Origin of the sequence: Microcoleus sp. CZ3-B2, from assembly GCF_036705055.1 — a bacterium.
Taxonomy (GTDB): domain Bacteria; phylum Cyanobacteriota; class Cyanobacteriia; order Cyanobacteriales; family Microcoleaceae; genus Microcoleus.
This window is the reverse complement of the sequence record NZ_JAUBTN010000044.1, coordinates 16,948-35,996: the sequence shown is the minus strand read 5'-3', so window position 1 is coordinate 35,996 and position 19,049 is coordinate 16,948. Positions and strand designations below refer to the sequence as shown.

The 19,049-nt window shown below is 44.3% G+C and carries 10 protein-coding genes and 1 CRISPR repeat array (1 of these 11 running past the window's edge); of the genes, 9 read left to right on the top strand and 1 reads right to left on the bottom strand.

Annotation, left to right across the window (positions count from 1 at the left end):
• Window positions 1-228: 228 nt before the first annotated feature.
• Window positions 229-1,095 carry a WYL domain-containing protein gene (locus QUA97_RS18985; RefSeq protein ID WP_333195569.1) on the bottom strand — a complete coding sequence of 289 codons (867 nt, stop codon included), beginning with the start codon at window positions 1,093-1,095 and terminating at the stop codon, window positions 229-231.
• Between the two features lie 97 nt (window positions 1,096-1,192).
• Between QUA97_RS18985 and cas3 the strand changes: the two genes are divergently transcribed.
• The 9 genes from cas3 to cas2 all read left to right on the top strand — a co-directional run bounded on the left by cas3 (window position 1,193) and on the right by cas2 (window position 12,635).
• A complete protein-coding gene (cas3, locus tag QUA97_RS18980; protein WP_333195568.1) occupies window positions 1,193-3,373 on the top strand; it encodes a type I-D CRISPR-associated helicase Cas3' in 2,181 nt (726 codons plus the stop codon).
• Window positions 3,374-3,783: 410 nt separating this feature from the next.
• A complete protein-coding gene (locus QUA97_RS18975; protein ID WP_333195567.1) occupies window positions 3,784-3,975 on the top strand; it encodes a hypothetical protein in 192 nt (63 codons plus the stop codon).
• A 131-nt stretch (window positions 3,976-4,106) separates the two neighbouring features.
• Window positions 4,107-7,487 (top strand): type I-D CRISPR-associated protein Cas10d/Csc3, encoded by a 3,381-nt coding sequence (gene cas10d, locus QUA97_RS18970; RefSeq protein ID WP_333195566.1) that lies wholly within the window; start codon window positions 4,107-4,109, stop codon window positions 7,485-7,487.
• A 69-nt stretch (window positions 7,488-7,556) separates the two neighbouring features.
• Window positions 7,557-8,570: a type I-D CRISPR-associated protein Cas7/Csc2 gene (gene cas7d / locus QUA97_RS18965; protein WP_333195565.1), complete on the top strand. Its 1,014-nt coding sequence runs from the start codon at window positions 7,557-7,559 to the stop codon at window positions 8,568-8,570.
• Window positions 8,571-8,575: 5 nt separating this feature from the next.
• Window positions 8,576-9,280 (top strand): type I-D CRISPR-associated protein Cas5/Csc1, encoded by a 705-nt coding sequence (gene cas5d, locus QUA97_RS18960; protein WP_333195564.1) that lies wholly within the window; start codon window positions 8,576-8,578, stop codon window positions 9,278-9,280.
• A gap of 200 nt (window positions 9,281-9,480) precedes the next feature.
• The gene (gene cas6 / locus QUA97_RS18955) at window positions 9,481-10,320 is read left to right on the top strand and encodes a CRISPR-associated endoribonuclease Cas6 (RefSeq protein ID WP_194070253.1); all 840 of its coding nucleotides are present in this window, start codon (window positions 9,481-9,483) and stop codon (window positions 10,318-10,320) included.
• 106 nt (window positions 10,321-10,426) lie between these two features.
• Window positions 10,427-11,023 (top strand): CRISPR-associated protein Cas4, encoded by a 597-nt coding sequence (gene cas4, locus QUA97_RS18950; protein ID WP_194070251.1) that lies wholly within the window; start codon window positions 10,427-10,429, stop codon window positions 11,021-11,023.
• A gap of 332 nt (window positions 11,024-11,355) precedes the next feature.
• Window positions 11,356-12,357, top strand: a complete 1,002-nt coding sequence (gene cas1d, locus QUA97_RS18945) for a type I-D CRISPR-associated endonuclease Cas1d (protein WP_194070249.1) — start codon at window positions 11,356-11,358, stop codon at window positions 12,355-12,357.
• Window positions 12,358-12,359: 2 nt separating this feature from the next.
• Window positions 12,360-12,635, top strand: coding sequence for a CRISPR-associated endonuclease Cas2 (gene cas2, locus QUA97_RS18940; protein ID WP_106150523.1), 276 nt, complete (start codon window positions 12,360-12,362; stop codon window positions 12,633-12,635).
• Between the two features lie 252 nt (window positions 12,636-12,887).
• Window positions 12,888-19,049: a CRISPR direct-repeat array (repeat unit 37 nt; unit sequence GTCGCAATAAACTCCACTCCCTACTAGGGATTGAAAC); it runs 6,764 nt beyond the window's last position.

Sequence of the window (19,049 nt, the reverse complement as noted above, 5' to 3'; positions counted from 1 at the left end):
GAAATTGGTTGGCAGCCGATCGCCCGCCGGAGTCCCTGAGACTTGATATAACGGCGACTTGAATTCGATTTAAAGTTTTCTCCTCTAACAAAACAACGGTTTTTTCGATGTGCAGCCTATAATGGGCTGCTTTTTTTTGGACTGGTGGGCGGGTTCTCAGAAACCGGGTTTTTTACGAAAAACCCGGTTTCTTGAGCCCCTGTGCGTTTTTCGGTACTTCCAAGTCCTCTAATCGCGGATTTTGATGTCGTACTGGCGGCAGAGGGCGATCAGTTTTTGTTGGAAGCGATCGCGCACGTTATCCGGCGAGACAATGACGCAATCTTCCCAATAAGGAGAGATTTCACGAAAAAACCAGAAAGTATTTGAGATATTCCGAATCACTCGCCTGATAGGCGGATCGCCTTCTGCTTCGCCGACTTCCTCATCTTCCTGCTTGCGTCTGTAATTAAAAGCAAGTCTGCCGGATAGATGAAATTCTACGGGAATCCTGGCTAAATCTGGCAGCCAAGGTCGATCGACCGAAATCACCGCAGCATCTTCAATGCGATGCAGGAGTAGCGTCCAGTTGTGTTTGAGTTCGGGTACGTCTTGATTTCCCTCAGATTCTTCGCAGCGACACATTAAATATTGTCGCTTTTCAATGGGGACAATGCGAGCGTGCAAGATGGTGTAATGCCAAAGGCGATCGCTTGCATCCCGGTAAGACAGGCGAAAAGGTTGCTGTCTGTGAATAAAATGGTCGATTTTTTGCCGCCAAACAGGTAAGGGGTTGCTCAAAAATTGATCGATTTCAGCCCGGAAAGGGAGAGTGAGTTCGCTGCGAGAACTCAACAATTCGGCAATTGCCAGCGCTTCATCAATTTTGCCCAAGTCAAGCAATTGCTGTCGGGCGATGTCTAGGGCTTGGATGCGGGTTTGCGGCCAGTCGTGGTTGGGGGCGATCGTCAGTTGGCGGCGGGCGATCGCTTCTATCAGTTTGGAAATGTTCGGGCGATCGCCCCACGTCTTCCCGAATTCTTGGGCCAAGGCTTCCAACTCAGTTTTATCTCGTTCAGAAACCGATAGGGTGATCGATTGACCTTTGCGACTCATAAATGTACGGACACTTTATCTTGGTACAGGGTTGATTATCTCTATTGTCGGTGTCAATATGGGGAATATCCACTTTCTACGGACACACTTTCAGCATATGTCCGACTACCAAATTACCCTCAAATCCGTTTATTCCTGTCCCGCTGCGGAGATTCCCCAGGGAGTCAAATTACCGGAAGGTTGGACACTTTCTTGGCATCAACTCGAAACTTTAAAGGCAATTCGTGATCCAAATATTGATGTCATTATTAATACCGCGATGACTGGCGACGGTAAAAGTTTAGCCGCTGCTTTAGAAACATTGCAGATATTTTGTTGTGCAATCTGGCTGTATCCTACAAATGAACTGGCGCGAGATCAGGAGACTCAATTTAAGCACTATATCGAACAATTCCAGCCCAAACATCAACCTCGCGTGGTGCGACTCAGCGGCTCGGAATTAGAAATCTATGCAGAAAATGAAGGATTGAGAAAAGCAGCCGCGATCGCATCTCGCACAGGTCAATCAGAGATTTTATTAACTAACCCTGATATCTTGCACTATCTGCACCGAGGAGCGTATTTAAGCTCTGAAGATAGCCCCGATAAACTGTGGGGTCGCATCGACAAAGATTTTAACCTATTCATTTTTGATGAATTTCATGTTTTTGCGGCTCCCCAGATTGCCAGCGTCATCAATACCATGTTATTAATTCGCAATACAAACCGCCGGAAAAAGTTTGTATTTCTGTCAGCAACTCCTGACGAGCAATTAATTAAGAGACTAGAAACAGCAGGTTTTCGCTGTCAAACTATCGACCCTTTAAAAGCAGGCAAATATCAGTTTCCCGATCGCCCTGCGGAAATCGAACAGTTGAAAACAGACTCCTGGCGGCAGATATTGAGGGAAAGTACGCTGACTTTTGTTTCCCTAGAACCAACTTCAAAAGCTTCTGAAAATTGGCTGAAGGACAGCGCAAATCTCATCCTGACTCACTTTAAACACAATCCCGGCAGTAAAGGAGCGATTATCCTGAATTCAATTGCTGCCGTCAAGCGGCTGACACCATTTTTTCGGGAATTGTTCGCGCCTCACGGTTTAGTTGTTGGCGAAAATACCGGGTTGTCGGGAAAGACGGAAAAAGAGCGATCGCTCTCGTCAGACTTAGTTCTCGGTACTAGCACAATTGATGTCGGGGTAGACTTCAAAATCAATTTGCTAATTTTTGAATCCGCCGATGCGGGCAACTTCATCCAAAGATTGGGAAGGTTGGGGCGACACGATGGGTGCGATCGCAATGGAGAATTTATTCAGTTTAAAAATTTCACAGCCATCGCACTCACCCCTAATTTCTTAGTCGAACGCTTGTTTTCGGGTGAGACTGCCACTTTAGAGTCTAACGGAATTTACGAGCGTCCTTTTTTCTATCAACAAATTCGCGAAAACTACCGCCAAATCAACAATTTTGAGGGATATTACTCGCGTTGGGGTGCGGTACAGTCTGTTCAACTTTGCTGGGAATTAGGACACAGGACAATTAAGCAGCCGTACGCATTAAGTCAGAAAGCTTTTCAGGAAGCTGCTCAAAAAGCATTTAAAACTAGCTTGGGGAAAGTGGCCGGTAATATTAAACAGTGGGGCAAAGAGTGGCAAGAGCGATCGGGTAATAAGACAGGAAATCCAATAGTTGAAGATGCTAGCAGTTTTCGAGGTTCTAGTCCCCTGCAATGCGGCATTTGCGATTTAACCGATTCCCATGAGGCAGACAAATTTAAAACTTACGATTTACCAGGAATTTTGAGCAATTTGGAAATAGAACCGATGACGGAATCTGCATTTATGCGAATGTTGAACGAGACATCGGAACGCCTTGGGCAACCAATTGCCAAAGGTCGATTTAAACATTGTCTTGCTTTTTTGAAGTTGCGTAGTTATCGGGAGGAAAGACTGAATTGGAAATTTACTTATTCGGGAAAATTAGAGGAAAATGCTGCTGCTTGGAAAGTTCAGGTTTTGACGGGGATTGAGGTTGTGCAACCTGAGAATTATTGGATCGGGGAAATCAACAAGCGTTTGAAGAAGCAAGCATTGGTTTGTTATGTGCTGCGCTATCCGGTGGCTGAAGTGCGATCGCGCCTGCGACTGCCGATGCACTTTCAGATTTATCCGATTTGCGATCGGTACAGTTTCCACGATACGACTGCACCTTATTCGATCGCCTTTGGGCAATCGGCACTGCTTGTGGACACGCTGGCCCACTGGCTCAAGAGTAAGGGGGATGAAATATGGATTGCGTAGAAAGTCAAGCCCTGATAGGGGTTTTGGAGACTTGCAGGCTTTTGTCCATATCAGGCTATAGCTTGCAAGGATGGGCAGGAAGGCGTAAACGCCTGACTACAACGTCGGAAGTTTCAATCCCTGGTAGGGCTTGCTTAAGCCTGTCCATCACTTTAGAGGCAAATCCTCTGGTTCTCCTTAATGATTGTACAAGGTTTGGTAGTAGATGGGGGACACAATAAAAATCCTATGGTCTTCCGACGTTGAATTCATAAATGCTGTGCTACGATATCCAACAAGGATGGCTTCAGCGCTTGAGTACAAGGACGGAGACTCGTTGGACGGCATTTCAAACCTTTTCTGACGTAATTCATACCTTTCTGAGAGTAAAAGCCTCTATTCAGAAACAATATCAATGGATGTTTCGGTAAATGGAGAACTATATACAGTTGGAACTCTTCGATCTGCGACTTTACACATCTGAGCAGCCTACTGTTGCTGATGGTGAGGCTGAGCAGTTCGAGGAAATTCAGCAATGCGTCGAGTATGAACAGCTAGAACTGGATCTATTTCCTCAACCATCTTACGTGAGACCCAAAACCTTCGTGAGATTAGCTGCATAACTATTTTTGGGGGCTGAAAGTTAATAAGTTCACAGCCCCCTTCTTCTTCAGTCATGTCAAACAAAATTTGCACAAATATCTTTTTTAGATCTAGCAAATCACAGCTTATATAGACTCCCTAGAGGCGCAAAATGGCTAAAAAACGTCAAAAACCAGAAAACGAAGAGCACATACAACTCTCATTATTCGATATCCAAGTGAATGTGAACTCAGATCGATCGCATAATGCAGATGATGGAGATGATGACTGGCTGCAAGATGAAGAATTGGGGTCAAACTTTGAAACGTCCGATCGCACAATCGAACCTCAAACTCGCGACTTACTAACCCTCAAACTCTTGCGAGAAGCCATTCAGAGCCAAAATCCGGGCGATCGCGTCATGGCAGATTTCGCAGAATATGTCTTGCCAAATCTGCTGCGAGTTGCCATTGGCGTCACAGCCAAAGGCGGCAAATTTTTTGACGAACTCGATCGGCAAAAAGGAAAAGAGAATGTTAGGCGGGACAATGCAGGCGATCAGTCCCTAAATACTCACCTACTAAATGGATTATTTCCCGCTAATTTAATTGAACAGCGGTTAGAAAAACTCGATACCACCGTGCGGCGAGCGGTGGGAGAAAAAGAACGGCGGTTAGTAATTGCTGGATTTATTCTCCACGACTTTGAAAAATTCCCCGATGTCCCCAACGACTGCCGCAAGTTACCGCTAGAACAGCACCGTCAAATTATTGATGAAAAAGTGCGACAGTTAGGAATAGATAGCTTCATCAATCCCGACGATCCAGATGCTTATCGAGAATACATTGACGACTTGCTCTGCCTTGCTTACAACGCTCAACGGCGTTGGGATACTAACTGGAATTTTTCAGAATTTGGGTTAAATCCAGTTTTGCGCGATCGCACACTCCGCAGTCTCTCAGATTTAACCTGTTTAGCAGATTCCCTAGCATCTATTATCAAACATCCCCAAGATGCAGAAAATACCAGACTCAATGAGTTAATCCACAGCCTCAGCGGCGGGCAATTAAAATTTACTTATCACAGCATCGCTGAAAACAGAGGCGTACTTACTAACGTCGTCAATAACGCTTTAATGGAAGTGCATACGGCGCTGAATACCGAGGATCGCACCTACTATGAACCACTGCTTTACTTACCCACAGGTGTAATTTACTTAGCTCGATCGGATGCTCCTGCTATTTCAATTGTAGACTTACCCAAACGAGTAGTTAGCAAGATTAAACAACTCTGCGCCGGACAATTGCAACGGCGACAAACTGGTTTTGGTAGAGATGGTAAAGGCATGAAATATGCCGAGTATTATAACCTGTTTTTTGATACGTCAGAGTTGATGCTAGTTGCTGTTGATGCTACTTTACGCATTCTCAAAATAGGAAAAAACTCTGTTGCCAAAAGTCGCAGCGATAATCTGATAAAATTTCAGCGTCAGGATGTTTTGTCTGCTGATTATAAATTCAACTTTGACGACGATATTCGGATAGATCAGATTGCTGAGCTTGGGGACTTAGTGAGTCGCAAGATTTGGGGAGAACAGGTTAATACCATCGAAGCGGCACGCAAGAAAGACAAAAAACTACCCGCCCTAACTCATCTAGATATTGTCGATGAAATTGCTAAGTTTTGGAACCTGTCCGACTATCTACCAGCCCTAAGAGAAATTCAACGGATTAATGAAAGCCTCAAAGAACTTAAACTAAAAGGCAATACAGGCGGCGTTCCTTACGAATGGTACTATTTAGCAGCAAAGTACCTAGAACATCACCCAGGAATTGAGGATGTGCGGGAAGTTTGCGAACAGGCGATCGCCCACATTTCCCAAATGATTAAACCCATTCTTTCACAGTACAAATTGCCCGACGGTTGGGACGATTTGCGGCTGTGGGTAACGCGGGTTGTCATGTTACCGGGAAAGACACCATTGGACACAGCATCCAGTGACGTATTTTTAGATGAGTTGGAACGCTACCAACTCGCTAAGAAACAGGGTAGAGGAAGACAGTTAATCTGTTCAATTTCCCATTCAGCTTACACGGTGACAGAACAAATGGAATCAGCCGTTTTGTTCACGCCTCAAGTTTACACTAACAAACAAATGTTGGGAGGTTCTAACGCAAAACGCAATATTTCTAGTATTGCAGGTTTGGAAATGATGCTGAGGCAAATTTTAATGAATCAAACTCAAGCTGTGGGCAAAAAATTTGAAGATGGGAAATATCGATATCTCTATTTTTATCCCACATATTACTTCACCCCAGAGACAAATAAGTTTCTGCAAAAAGCCTACACTAGCATTGCCCAAAGCCGCTTTGATACCAGCATTCGCAATCATTTTATCAGCAAGGATTTGCAAGCAAATTTTGGACGCGATCGCTACCAAAGCATCGATGCTTTCCTCATAGATGAAAACATCGAACCAGGAAAAGACCGCACCTTCAAACTTTCCTATCCCGAAGACCAACCCCTAACATTTTACTTCATGGCGCTTCCGCCCGGCCGAGATGCAACTGATACCGAATCTTGGGTAATGCCAGCTTGGCTAGCTTTTGCTTTTCCCATGATTCTAGATGTCAAAACCGTAGTTTCCGAGTCGCCAATTCCGCCTTTTAACGACGGTGCAGAATTTGAAGAAACCGTATTTCTTGACAGTGTACCCCAAGCTTTTAGGGTATTGACGAAGCGCGATCGCTTCCGCCTCGACTATATCCTAGAAGGTTGGGAGGAAAACGGCAAATCTTATCCTGCACCTTTAAATGTCTTAACTGCGGCTTATGCCATTCACCTTGATGTTAATGCGAAACAGGGGAAGTCCGGCTATGACTCCAACTGGGGTAAATTAACTGAACTCGCCAAGGATTTTGAAACCAGCCCGCTTTATGTGTTTAGCTACCTAAATCAATGGGTTCGCAAACAGAAAAATGAAACGGCATCAATTCAAAAAATCAAGCTTTATGCTTATCATTTTTACCCTTGTTTTGACTCCTATGCCAACTATAATCATGAAGAGGATAGATTGACTGTGACAACCGCATCAAGCTTAAACCACCCCCAAAAACTCACGGATTTGTATCGCAGATTCTACCGTGCAAATAAGCGATACAATCCCAAGGCAAATGCTGTACTGAAACCGATTGATATTACCTCTAAAACTATCCTGGAAGCCGATCGCAGTTTTCAAAATGAATCTTTAGTGTTGGCTGTTGCTGCGGAAGTTTCAAAACTCATGGATCGCGTTCACTCTTCTACTGCTGAAGGACGCTGGATTTTCAGCAAGCGGGAGGAAGAACGAGAGGCAATTTTAGAGTTTGCTCGCTACTTTGTTGAGGAGGTATTTGAGAAATCGTTTGCAGGCGATCGGGCCCGTTTAGCTGGTCGCCAAATCAACCTAATCCGAGATACCTGCGAATTTCTTTACCGTTTAGAGAATGATAAGGAAAATCGCGCGCGAGATGACAAATCTCCTGACGTATCTCAGGAAGAAGGTGAGGATTAAAGCTGAAGTTATTGTTCGATCCGCTACACGCAAACAACAAAACTAACATTTTTACATAGGACACAAATCATGACTTTCTTGAAAACAGTTGACTCTAAATTTTTCCACACTAACATCCCTTACAAACCAATGGGAAAATATGTACATTTTCTGACTGTGCGAGTCACAGAATCTTATCCCCTATTTCAAACAGATGGAGAACTGAATAAAGCGCGGGTGAGGTCAGGAATTCAAGACCAAAAACCAATCAGCCGCCTGACCATGTTTAAGCGCAAGCAATCTACACCAGAACGTTTAGTCGGTCGCGAGTTGCTGCGTAACTACGGTTTGATGACCGCTGAAGATTGCGAATATAATGTCAAGTTTGCCATGAATAACCCTGATTGCATTATCTACGGATTTGCGATCGGTGACTCTGGTTCAGAGAAATCAAAAGTCGTAGTTGACACAGCATTTTCAATTACCGCTTTTGACGAATCTCACGAGACTTTTACCCTCAACGCTCCCTTTGAAAATGGCACAATGGCATCCAAAGGTGAATCTGGTTCAAAAGTTGGAGAAGTAACCAGTCGCATCAATCAGCAAGACCACATCAAACCTCAGATTTTCTTTCCTAGCATTGTCACCCTAAAAGACCCTACGGAAGCTAGTTTTTTGTATGTTTTCAACAACATCCTCAGAACGCGGCACTATGGCGCTCAAACCACCCGCACAGGTAGAGTCAGAAATGAGTTAATTGGTGTTGTATTTGCTGACGGCGAAATTACCAGCAACCTCCGTTGGACGCAAGCAATTTACGACAAATTGCAGGTTGACGATAAACTTAATTCCAACAACCCTCTCAATGAAGATGATGTAATTGCCGCTGCTAGCGCTGCTATCGAAATATTAATGTCTGAGGAATTTATCGTGCATCAAGACTTTATTGGGGATAAGTTTACGCCATTAATGACAGAAATAAAAGCTATTATTGGCAATGAGGATCAACTCAAAAAGATGTTGAAAAAAGCTGATGATGAAGCTAAAGCTTACGCGAAGAAGCATATCAAGGGTAAGGCAGGATCTACAGCAGCAACGGAGTAACAACAATGACTTGGATTTATCGCTGTCAAATCGAGTTGCACGACAGCCTTTATTTTGCAACTCGCGAGATAGGGAGACTTTACGAAACAGAGCCAGTAATTCACAATTACGCACTTTGTTACGCCCTCGGTTTGGTGGATAGCGCCATCTATTCCACCACCGTGGCTGAAGAAGATTCCTATCGCTATTTTTGTCCCGAACAAATTCCTAAATACGAGCAGCATTTAACGGCGCTCAACCAACAGGGGATTTATGTAACTCCAGGGCGTTCTATTTCTCACTCCTCCACTCTCAATACTTGGAAATACGCCAACAACAACTATCACGTTGAGATGGAAAAAACCCAGAAAAATATCCCCAGTTTTGGCAGAACCAAAGAAATTGCTCCTGAAAGCAAATTTGAGTTTTTCATAATCTCAGAAAAGCCTCTGAAACTGGCGAAATGGATTCGTCTGGGAAAGTGGATGAGCAAAGCTGAGTTAACGACTGAAGAAATGGGCAATGGCGATAATCGCAAAAATGGCGACTTTATTTTCCCTTATTTGCTCAATCCCTTAGATGTGATGTTTTCCCATCAAGTCCTCAGCTACGACGTGGTGAATATGCCGCCAGTAAGTTTGATTCAAAATATCAAAATTCGCGGTCAACATTACCAGTTTGAAAACCTCAGAATTCCAGCCTGTATGGAATATCGCTTTCGGACAAATTAAATTTCAAAAAGGTTCGCAGTGAGAACTAAAATTTTCACTATAAACTTACTGATTTAGGATTTACGCACGGGGGCAGAAACCGGGTTTTTACGAAAATCCTTCGTTGTTACCTGCGGATTAGTTAAAAACCCGGTTTTTTTTGCCTTGCACAAATCCTGTGAATTTTCTTTTTTCCATACCAACAAATGAGCTAGCAAACTATGCCGCACAGCCTGATCCTCAACCTCCTCCCACTCTCCCCAATATCCCCTGGATACCTAACGGGAAGACACCTGCACGCCCTCTTTCTCACCCTTGTGAGCTCCGTTGACAAAGAACTTGGCAACTACCTCCACGAAGCTGCAGCAGATAAAGCTTTCACCCTCAGCCCTTTACAAACTAAAAAATGCCCTTTCAAAAAACACCATTCCTTGCAATGGGAGCACTCGCAACCCATTCCCGAACATACCCTTTGTTGGTGGCGAATTACTCTTCTTGATGACTCTCTATTTGGTAAATTAACTCAGCTTTGGCTGAATCTTAATCCCTCAAAACCGTGGCATCTGGGCCCTACTGATTTGTTGATTACTAAGATTTTGGGAACGCCACAAGTAGATATGCCTTGGGCTAATGCTTGCGATTACTCTCAATTGTACGATCGAGCTTCTGACACTAATCGAGCGATCGCCTTCAGCCTCGCTACTCCGACATCTTTTCGTCAAGGGAAATTTGATTCAGTTTTGCCCACGAGAGAATGCGTTTTTAACAGGCTTCTCACTCGCTGGAACAAGTACAGCGGTATTGAGATTTCTCCGCTGTCCCTCGATGCACTTTTTCCGAGTTTTGTCAATATCAAAACAGAAGTTACGAGTAATTATCACAGCAATTTTATCGGAGTTGTTGGGGAAGTTACTTATCGAATCTTGGGAGATGTGGAGCCGTTGGCTATTAAACAAATTAATGCTTTGGCTGATTTTTCCTTGTACTGCGGGTTGGGGAGAAAAACACCGATGGGAATGGGTATGACGCGCCGGATTTTTGTTAAAAATTCTCAAGATTGAAGCAGAAACCAATAGGGTGAAATCAACGTTTTAGTTAGGTTTGTCATTGCTTCGCGAGGACGATCGCAATGACAAATAAGAATTTTAAGCACAAATTATTGAGATTATGAATGATACTGATGATTACATTTCGATCGCATCTTTGAACCAATACTCCTACTGCGCCCACCGCTGCTGGCGGATGTTTTGCGCGGGGGAATTTGCGGAAAATCAGTATACCATAGAAGGGACGAGTTTGCACGAGCGGGTTCACACTATGGGAGAACTTAATCGCGATGAAACTTGGCAAGTTCGGGCGATTTGGCTGAAGTCGGAACGCTACAGGCTGATTGGTAAGTCGGATTTGATTGAATCGGAGAATGGCGAGATTTATCCGGTTGAATACAAGCGCGGTAAGAAGGGGGAATGGGATAACGACGAGTTGCAAGTGTGCGCGCAAGCTTTGTGTTTGGAAGAGATGACGGGGAAAACAATTCAAACCGGATACGTCTATTACGCGCAGTCGCACCAGCGGCAAAAAGTCGAGATTTCTGAGGATTTGAGACAGGAGGCTGTCGTGACTATTTCGGCTATTCAAGTTTTGTTGGGAACTGGAAAAATGCCGCCTGCAAATTACAGTAAACGCTGTCAGGGATGCAGTTTGTACACTCAATGTTTGCCCCAGGTGAGTAACAAGATTCTTCGCTATCAAGAAGCCAGCTAAGTTGATAAATTTCAGTTTGTTTTAACTGAAAAATTGGATCGTTTTTAATTGGGTATTTCTCGTGGGGAAGGGCGGGTTTATTTCAATTGTTGGCGAGGGTTAGAACCGACTCGAGCTATGAAACTGGGGTTGATATCAAATCCGGTAGCATCGGAATGACTCAGATATATATTCTCTCCCTCTGTGTACTCTGTGTACTCTGCGGTTAAATCATTCCAATCCAAACGGAAACGATATGAAACCCCAGGCGGACTGGCGGACTAGCCAAGCATCCCCTGGCGGACAAGCTCACAAATCAAAAGACAACTAATATATAATTTGAGGACTTAAAAATGGGAACACTTTACATCAATCAAGATGACGCTTTTATCGGCAAGATTGACGAACGCATTGTGGTAAAGTGCAATAATAAAATATTGCAGGAAGTGCCTTTAATTCATTTAGACGCAATTGTTATTTTGGGACGGGCTACTGTTTCCCCAGCGGCGATTGCAGAACTTCTTAAGCACAAAATTTCCCTGACTTTTATCTCGGAGATAGGGGAATATCTCGGCACGCTAGAACCGGAATTAACCAAAAATATTTTCGTCCGCGATGCTCAATGGAAGGCTGCTGGAGAAACTCCTCAAGCTATTCACGCTGTTCGCGGATTTATTCGAGGTAAGTTGAAAAATTACCGCTACAGTTTGTACAAAACTCAAGGTCATTATTCGGAACTAAATTTGCAACCAGCCATGACTATAATTCAGAATGTTATTAACAAGCTGAACAAAGTTGATAATATAAATTCTCTGCGCGGGCTGGAAGGTGCGGGAAGTGCGGCTTATTTTGGAGTTTTCAATCAACTAATTCGCGCTGAGGGATTTGTTTTTAAACCCCGACACAGGCCGGCGATAGATTCAGTAAATTCTTTGATGAATTTCGGTTATACTCTCTTGCGTCGCGATGTGCAAAGTGCGATCAATATTGTTGGTTTCGATCCTTATTTAGGATACCTCCACGTTCAGCGCTACGGCCGCGTTGGACTGGCTTTTGATTTGATGGAGGAATTTCGGGCTTTAGTTGTCGATAGCGTGATTTTAAATGCTATCAACAATCGGATATTGACTCCGAATGATTTTACTGTAGAACCTCTGAGCAATGTGGTGCGACTCTCAGAAGGTGGGCGCAAGGAATTTCTGAAGCTGTACGAAAAGAAAAAACAGTCAGAGTTCAAGCATCCTGTTGTGGGGCGCAAGTGCACTTATCGCGAAGCTTTTGAAATTCAAGCGCGACTGTTGGCGAAATATCTGATGGGCGAAATCGACCAATATCCACCTTTAGTTTTGAAATAATTATGCACATTCTGATTTCTTACGATATCCCGGAAGACAAGCGGCGGACTAAAGTTCACAAAATTCTCAAATCCTACGGGCAGTGGATGCAGTACAGTGTGTTTGAGTGTGCGGATTTGAGCGAAACGCAGTATGCTAAGTTGCGATCGCGCTTGGCTAAATTCATCAAGCCCCCAGAGGACAGTATCCTATTTTTTCCGTTGTGCGCTTGCTGTCAGGGTAAAATTGAGCGCATTGGTGGGGTAGTTCCGATCGATCGAACTATTTTCTTTGCATAAAAATTCGCCAACCTGTAGGTGTAAAATTTGGGGGGTCAAATTTTTAGGCTATAATCTATATAGATTAAGGGTTTGATGCTCCCTCTCCGAAAAAGAGGTTGGCGAAATCGCTAGGACTGTTGCTGGATAAGGATTTTAAGTTGAGGTGCGATCTATGGTATTGACAGAGCGAAAGCTGAAATGGTATTCTCTGAGGAGGTTGGCGAAACTGAACCTTGAAAACCAAATAGAACAATGGTTTCACACACCGGCGTCGCAATAAACTCCACTCCCTACTAGGGATTGAAACTACAAGAAAAACGAATACGACAACTTTCGCAAAGACGTCGCAATAAACTCCACTCCCTACTAGGGATTGAAACCAACGACGAACAGCCCCCCAACCGTGGCGATGGCAAGGTCGCAATAAACTCCACTCCCTACTAGGGATTGAAACTTGCGACTGACACCGGGGGAAATTTTGGCCTCTGGGTCGCAATAAACTCCACTCCCTACTAGGGATTGAAACCAATAATCAACAGGATGCGGCAAGAGTTAGCGTGGGTCGCAATAAACTCCACTCCCTACTAGGGATTGAAACGCCTCAAAGCTTCTCGCTTTAGTTGCCAATGTTCCAGTCGCAATAAACTCCACTCCCTACTAGGGATTGAAACCGATTGAATCTTTGCAAAGTACCCTCGCGAATACTTTAGTCGCAATAAACTCCACTCCCTACTAGGGATTGAAACTGAGGAGTATCGGCGGATTTTTACAAAATTCGGTCGCAAGTCGCAATAAACTCCACTCCCTACTAGGGATTGAAACAGAAAAAGAAAGGCAAACAATCTGGCAGCGCGCTCTGGTCGCAATAAACTCCACTCCCTACTAGGGATTGAAACCCATCACTTGCAAATTCCTGATTCCTGTTTTTGACGTCGCAATAAACTCCACTCCCTACTAGGGATTGAAACTGAGCGATTCATCGTTGCCACTGCTTAGGCTACGTCGCAATAAACTCCACTCCCTACTAGGGATTGAAACGGATTTCTAATTCTGGGCGAAATAATAACAGGCGTGGGTCGCAATAAACTCCACTCCCTACTAGGGATTGAAACTTAACTTATTGATTCTTGTTGGCTTAGGCTTTGCAAGTCGCAATAAACTCCACTCCCTACTAGGGATTGAAACATTAGTAACGCAAAACCAGCCCCCGACAAGGATGCTGGTCGCAATAAACTCCACTCCCTACTAGGGATTGAAACTTGGGTGACACTTCCGTGGCATCGGAAAAAGAAAGTCGCAATAAACTCCACTCCCTACTAGGGATTGAAACAAAGATTTAGTGTTTAACTCCCACAACTCCCGCGTCGCAATAAACTCCACTCCCTACTAGGGATTGAAACTTTGGTTTTTACATTGAAATTTTTCAAAACTGAGCACAGTCGCAATAAACTCCACTCCCTACTAGGGATTGAAACTCTCGGCGTGGCCTTTTCTTCACCGACTGGGAGGATTGTCGCAATAAACTCCACTCCCTACTAGGGATTGAAACATTGAGCAACTTTTTCAAGCCAAATATTAAAATTGTCGCAATAAACTCCACTCCCTACTAGGGATTGAAACATGATCCAATTTGTTATTCCTTGTCCTGGTTTTATAAAGTCGCAATAAACTCCACTCCCTACTAGGGATTGAAACAGATTGGAACGATTCATCTGCTCGTGGACATGGTGCTGTCGCAATAAACTCCACTCCCTACTAGGGATTGAAACCAGGATTGGCAACTTGGAGCATAAAGCCCCATTTCATGTCGCAATAAACTCCACTCCCTACTAGGGATTGAAACGAAGGCGTTGGACTGCTTGAGGACCCGTGATTCTATCGTCGCAATAAACTCCACTCCCTACTAGGGATTGAAACTGTGCGGGCTTTCATGTAAAAGTGGAGGCTCGTTTGTCGCAATAAACTCCACTCCCTACTAGGGATTGAAACCGATCGCCTGATGGACAATTAATGTCTCACCCGCACTTCCAGTCGCAATAAACTCCACTCCCTACTAGGGATTGAAACAAAATTTGCCTTTTTTGAGTTCCAAGTAAAACTCAAAAGTCGCAATAAACTCCACTCCCTACTAGGGATTGAAACCCAACGGAATCACCAAGAAAGATTGCAGCTTCATGTCGCAATAAACTCCACTCCCTACTAGGGATTGAAACAACAAAAGTTTCGGGTACTCTAACCAAGCGGGATTGTCGCAATAAACTCCACTCCCTACTAGGGATTGAAACTTGTAAACCTTTAACCTACCTGTCCAGGGGGCAGGCTAAAGTCGCAATAAACTCCACTCCCTACTAGGGATTGAAACCAATTCTGGTAAATATCCACTGCCAGAGAGCGCGTCGCAATAAACTCCACTCCCTACTAGGGATTGAAACGGATCTATTTGCGCGAGCTTGTTGGGACTGGAAATGTCGCAATAAACTCCACTCCCTACTAGGGATTGAAACTGAATCAGTTTGGAGGAGAAAAATGAATCTGCGATTGTCGCAATAAACTCCACTCCCTACTAGGGATTGAAACTCGTCGTTGCCCTGGCTGTGCTTTTCCTCAAATGTCGCAATAAACTCCACTCCCTACTAGGGATTGAAACACATCTTTTAATTCGGTGTGATTTGCGATTGGCATTGTCGCAATAAACTCCACTCCCTACTAGGGATTGAAACAAGGGAGTTAGCCACAACGCAACCGCTGACGCGCTAAGTACAAGTCGCAATAAACTCCACTCCCTACTAGGGATTGAAACAAAAATCTCTCACTATTTCCACAAAATAACAATCAGGTCGCAATAAACTCCACTCCCTACTAGGGATTGAAACTTTCAGCATCGATAATTGCACCGAGCCGATCGCCAAGTCGCAATAAACTCCACTCCCTACTAGGGATTGAAACGTGGGGTGTTCGGCGCGGGGGACGCAATCATGCCCTGTCGCAATAAACTCCACTCCCTACTAGGGATTGAAACTTGCACTTGTACTGCTGAGTACCATTCGGGTATCGTCGCAATAAACTCCACTCCCTACTAGGGATTGAAACTTATAGATTGGTCTGAACCTAATGGCATGAATTAAGTCGCAATAAACTCCACTCCCTACTAGGGATTGAAACTTGCCAGACTTGGTTTCCCGCAGTGTACCATCTGTCGCAATAAACTCCACTCCCTACTAGGGATTGAAACCTAAATCAGATTGTTGCTTGATAAATTCCCAATGTCGCAATAAACTCCACTCCCTACTAGGGATTGAAACAGGCTAGAGCAATGATTCAATTACCGGACTTTGGTCGCAATAAACTCCACTCCCTACTAGGGATTGAAACGGAATCGATAAAGCCGAAAACGACGCGCGCACTCGGGTCGCAATAAACTCCACTCCCTACTAGGGATTGAAACCCAGCGCTCAGAATGCTGGCAGAGTGGAGCTTTGGAGTCGCAATAAACTCCACTCCCTACTAGGGATTGAAACAGTAATAAGAAAACTCATTATTGCTGCCCCGCTGCGGGTAGTATTGTCGCAATAAACTCCACTCCCTACTAGGGATTGAAACTTTTTCTGGGGTTGAACTTGAGAAAGTCGCTCAATGTCGCAATAAACTCCACTCCCTACTAGGGATTGAAACCTAAGTTCATTTTCAGCCACAAAAAAAGTAAATTGTTTAGTCGCAATAAACTCCACTCCCTACTAGGGATTGAAACGAATTTTTCATGTCATCCTCAAAAGTTTGAGGAGGTCGCAATAAACTCCACTCCCTACTAGGGATTGAAACAGTAGAGCTAACGCCGCGAAAACGATCGCCCTTAACTAAATAAGTCGCAATAAACTCCACTCCCTACTAGGGATTGAAACATCCGAGCGCCAAAAACTGATGACCGACTGGGTCGCAATAAGTGTCGCAATAAACTCCACTCCCTACTAGGGATTGAAACTTTTGTGCCCTGCTGCACCAATCTGAGATCGAGGGAAAGTCGCAATAAACTCCACTCCCTACTAGGGATTGAAACAAATGCAACAACTCAAAGAACGTCAGCAACTAGTCGCAATAAACTCCACTCCCTACTAGGGATTGAAACGCTTCCCCTTACTGCGGTCATACATGGACTTAAGTCGCAATAAACTCCACTCCCTACTAGGGATTGAAACAGAAAATTCAAGCTCAGATTGCTTTGTTTGAATCACAAGTCGCAATAAACTCCACTCCCTACTAGGGATTGAAACACATAGGGCGCAGCCTACAAGTTACACAGGAAAGTGTCGCAATAAACTCCACTCCCTACTAGGGATTGAAACATATCAGCATTGTGCGTTAATGGCTTATGTCTCAAGAGTCGCAATAAACTCCACTCCCTACTAGGGATTGAAACGACGCGCGCGACATTGAAAAGGGAATGAGTAACCTGTCGCAATAAACTCCACTCCCTACTAGGGATTGAAACGCCACAAACCTCGGTTCAGCCCCGAAGAAACTCTAGTCGCAATAAACTCCACTCCCTACTAGGGATTGAAACATTTAGTTTCATCATCAGGACTAAGCTGTGCAGTAAGTCGCGTCGCAATAAACTCCACTCCCTACTAGGGATTGAAACTAACTATGAAGTGCTGTTAAATCGCAAATTAAGGTCGCAATAAACTCCACTCCCTACTAGGGATTGAAACAAGACGTGTAAACAGCTACATCGCGATTATGCAGTCGCAATAAACTCCACTCCCTACTAGGGATTGAAACTGCCGAGCGTAATTAATGCCAACACCACAAACGATAGTCGCAATAAACTCCACTCCCTACTAGGGATTGAAACGTGTCAATAGACCATTTTTCAAGGGTTACAGACGAGTCGCAATAAACTCCACTCCCTACTAGGGATTGAAACTTGAGCTTTTATCCTCACCCAAAGTGCTAAGGAGAATGGCAAACGTCGCAATAAACTCCACTCCCTACTAGGGATTGAAACACTTCGATCGCGCCAGTATTCGCCCGCAATTATTCCAGTCGCAATAAACTCCACTCCCTACTAGGGATTGAAACTGCTAGGGGAATTAGGAGCGACTGCGGATGTTGAAAGTCGCAATAAACTCCACTCCCTACTAGGGATTGAAACCTAGAAATAGTAGCGCTAGCAGATAGCGGTCTCGTCGCAATAAACTCCACTCCCTACTAGGGATTGAAACCTTGATCGAACGAGTTATAAAAAGCCGTTTTTCCGACGTCGCAATAAACTCCACTCCCTACTAGGGATTGAAACTTTTTGCTTGCGCGTTGCACTCTCAGGGTTTTTGGTCGCAATAAACTCCACTCCCTACTAGGGATTGAAACTAACGGCAACTATCAGATTGAAACTGCAACACATCGGGTCGCAATAAACTCCACTCCCTACTAGGGATTGAAACGGCTAATTACAGTAACGCGATCGCCTATGCAGAGCTTTGAGAGTCGCAATAAACTCCACTCCCTACTAGGGATTGAAACTTGGGATCTCACCTTTGGCTATATCTTGCGCTGCTTTTAGTCGCAATAAACTCCACTCCCTACTAGGGATTGAAACTAATCATTCCTGTAAACGTTTTGCGATTATTAGCGTTCAAGTCGCAATAAACTCCACTCCCTACTAGGGATTGAAACATGATTTCCTCGACTGAGAAATGGATGTTTAGGCGTCGCAATAAACTCCACTCCCTACTAGGGATTGAAACAGGAAAAAATTTAGCAACTGCGAGAGACTTCTTTGTCGCAATAAACTCCACTCCCTACTAGGGATTGAAACGCAACGGTGCCAGCAGACCCCTTGCCTGCATTTTTGTCGCAATAAACTCCACTCCCTACTAGGGATTGAAACCTTGAGGTAAGTTACCATCACCACACCTTGAGGAGTCGCAATAAACTCCACTCCCTACTAGGGATTGAAACAGCAGCACTACTTCAGTGACCTTAAAGTTGTTTGTCGCAATAAACTCCACTCCCTACTAGGGATTGAAACTATGGGCGCATCCTCAACACATTTGGTGACACGTCGCAATAAACTCCACTCCCTACTAGGGATTGAAACGGCAAAATCAGTTCAAAGTGATTACCACCAATAAATCTGTCGCAATAAACTCCACTCCCTACTAGGGATTGAAACAGCTTGTTCTTGCTTGGAAAATTACTAAAATGCTGGTCGCAATAAACTCCACTCCCTACTAGGGATTGAAACTTGAAAAACTCCCACCAACTCTCAATGCCCTAAGAGTCGCAATAAACTCCACTCCCTACTAGGGATTGAAACCTTGCCGATTGTGCCAAAAAGCATCCATAATATCTCCTGTCGCAATAAACTCCACTCCCTACTAGGGATTGAAACGAGCTGGGGATAGAGACGCTCCCAACGCTTGACTGCTGTCGCAA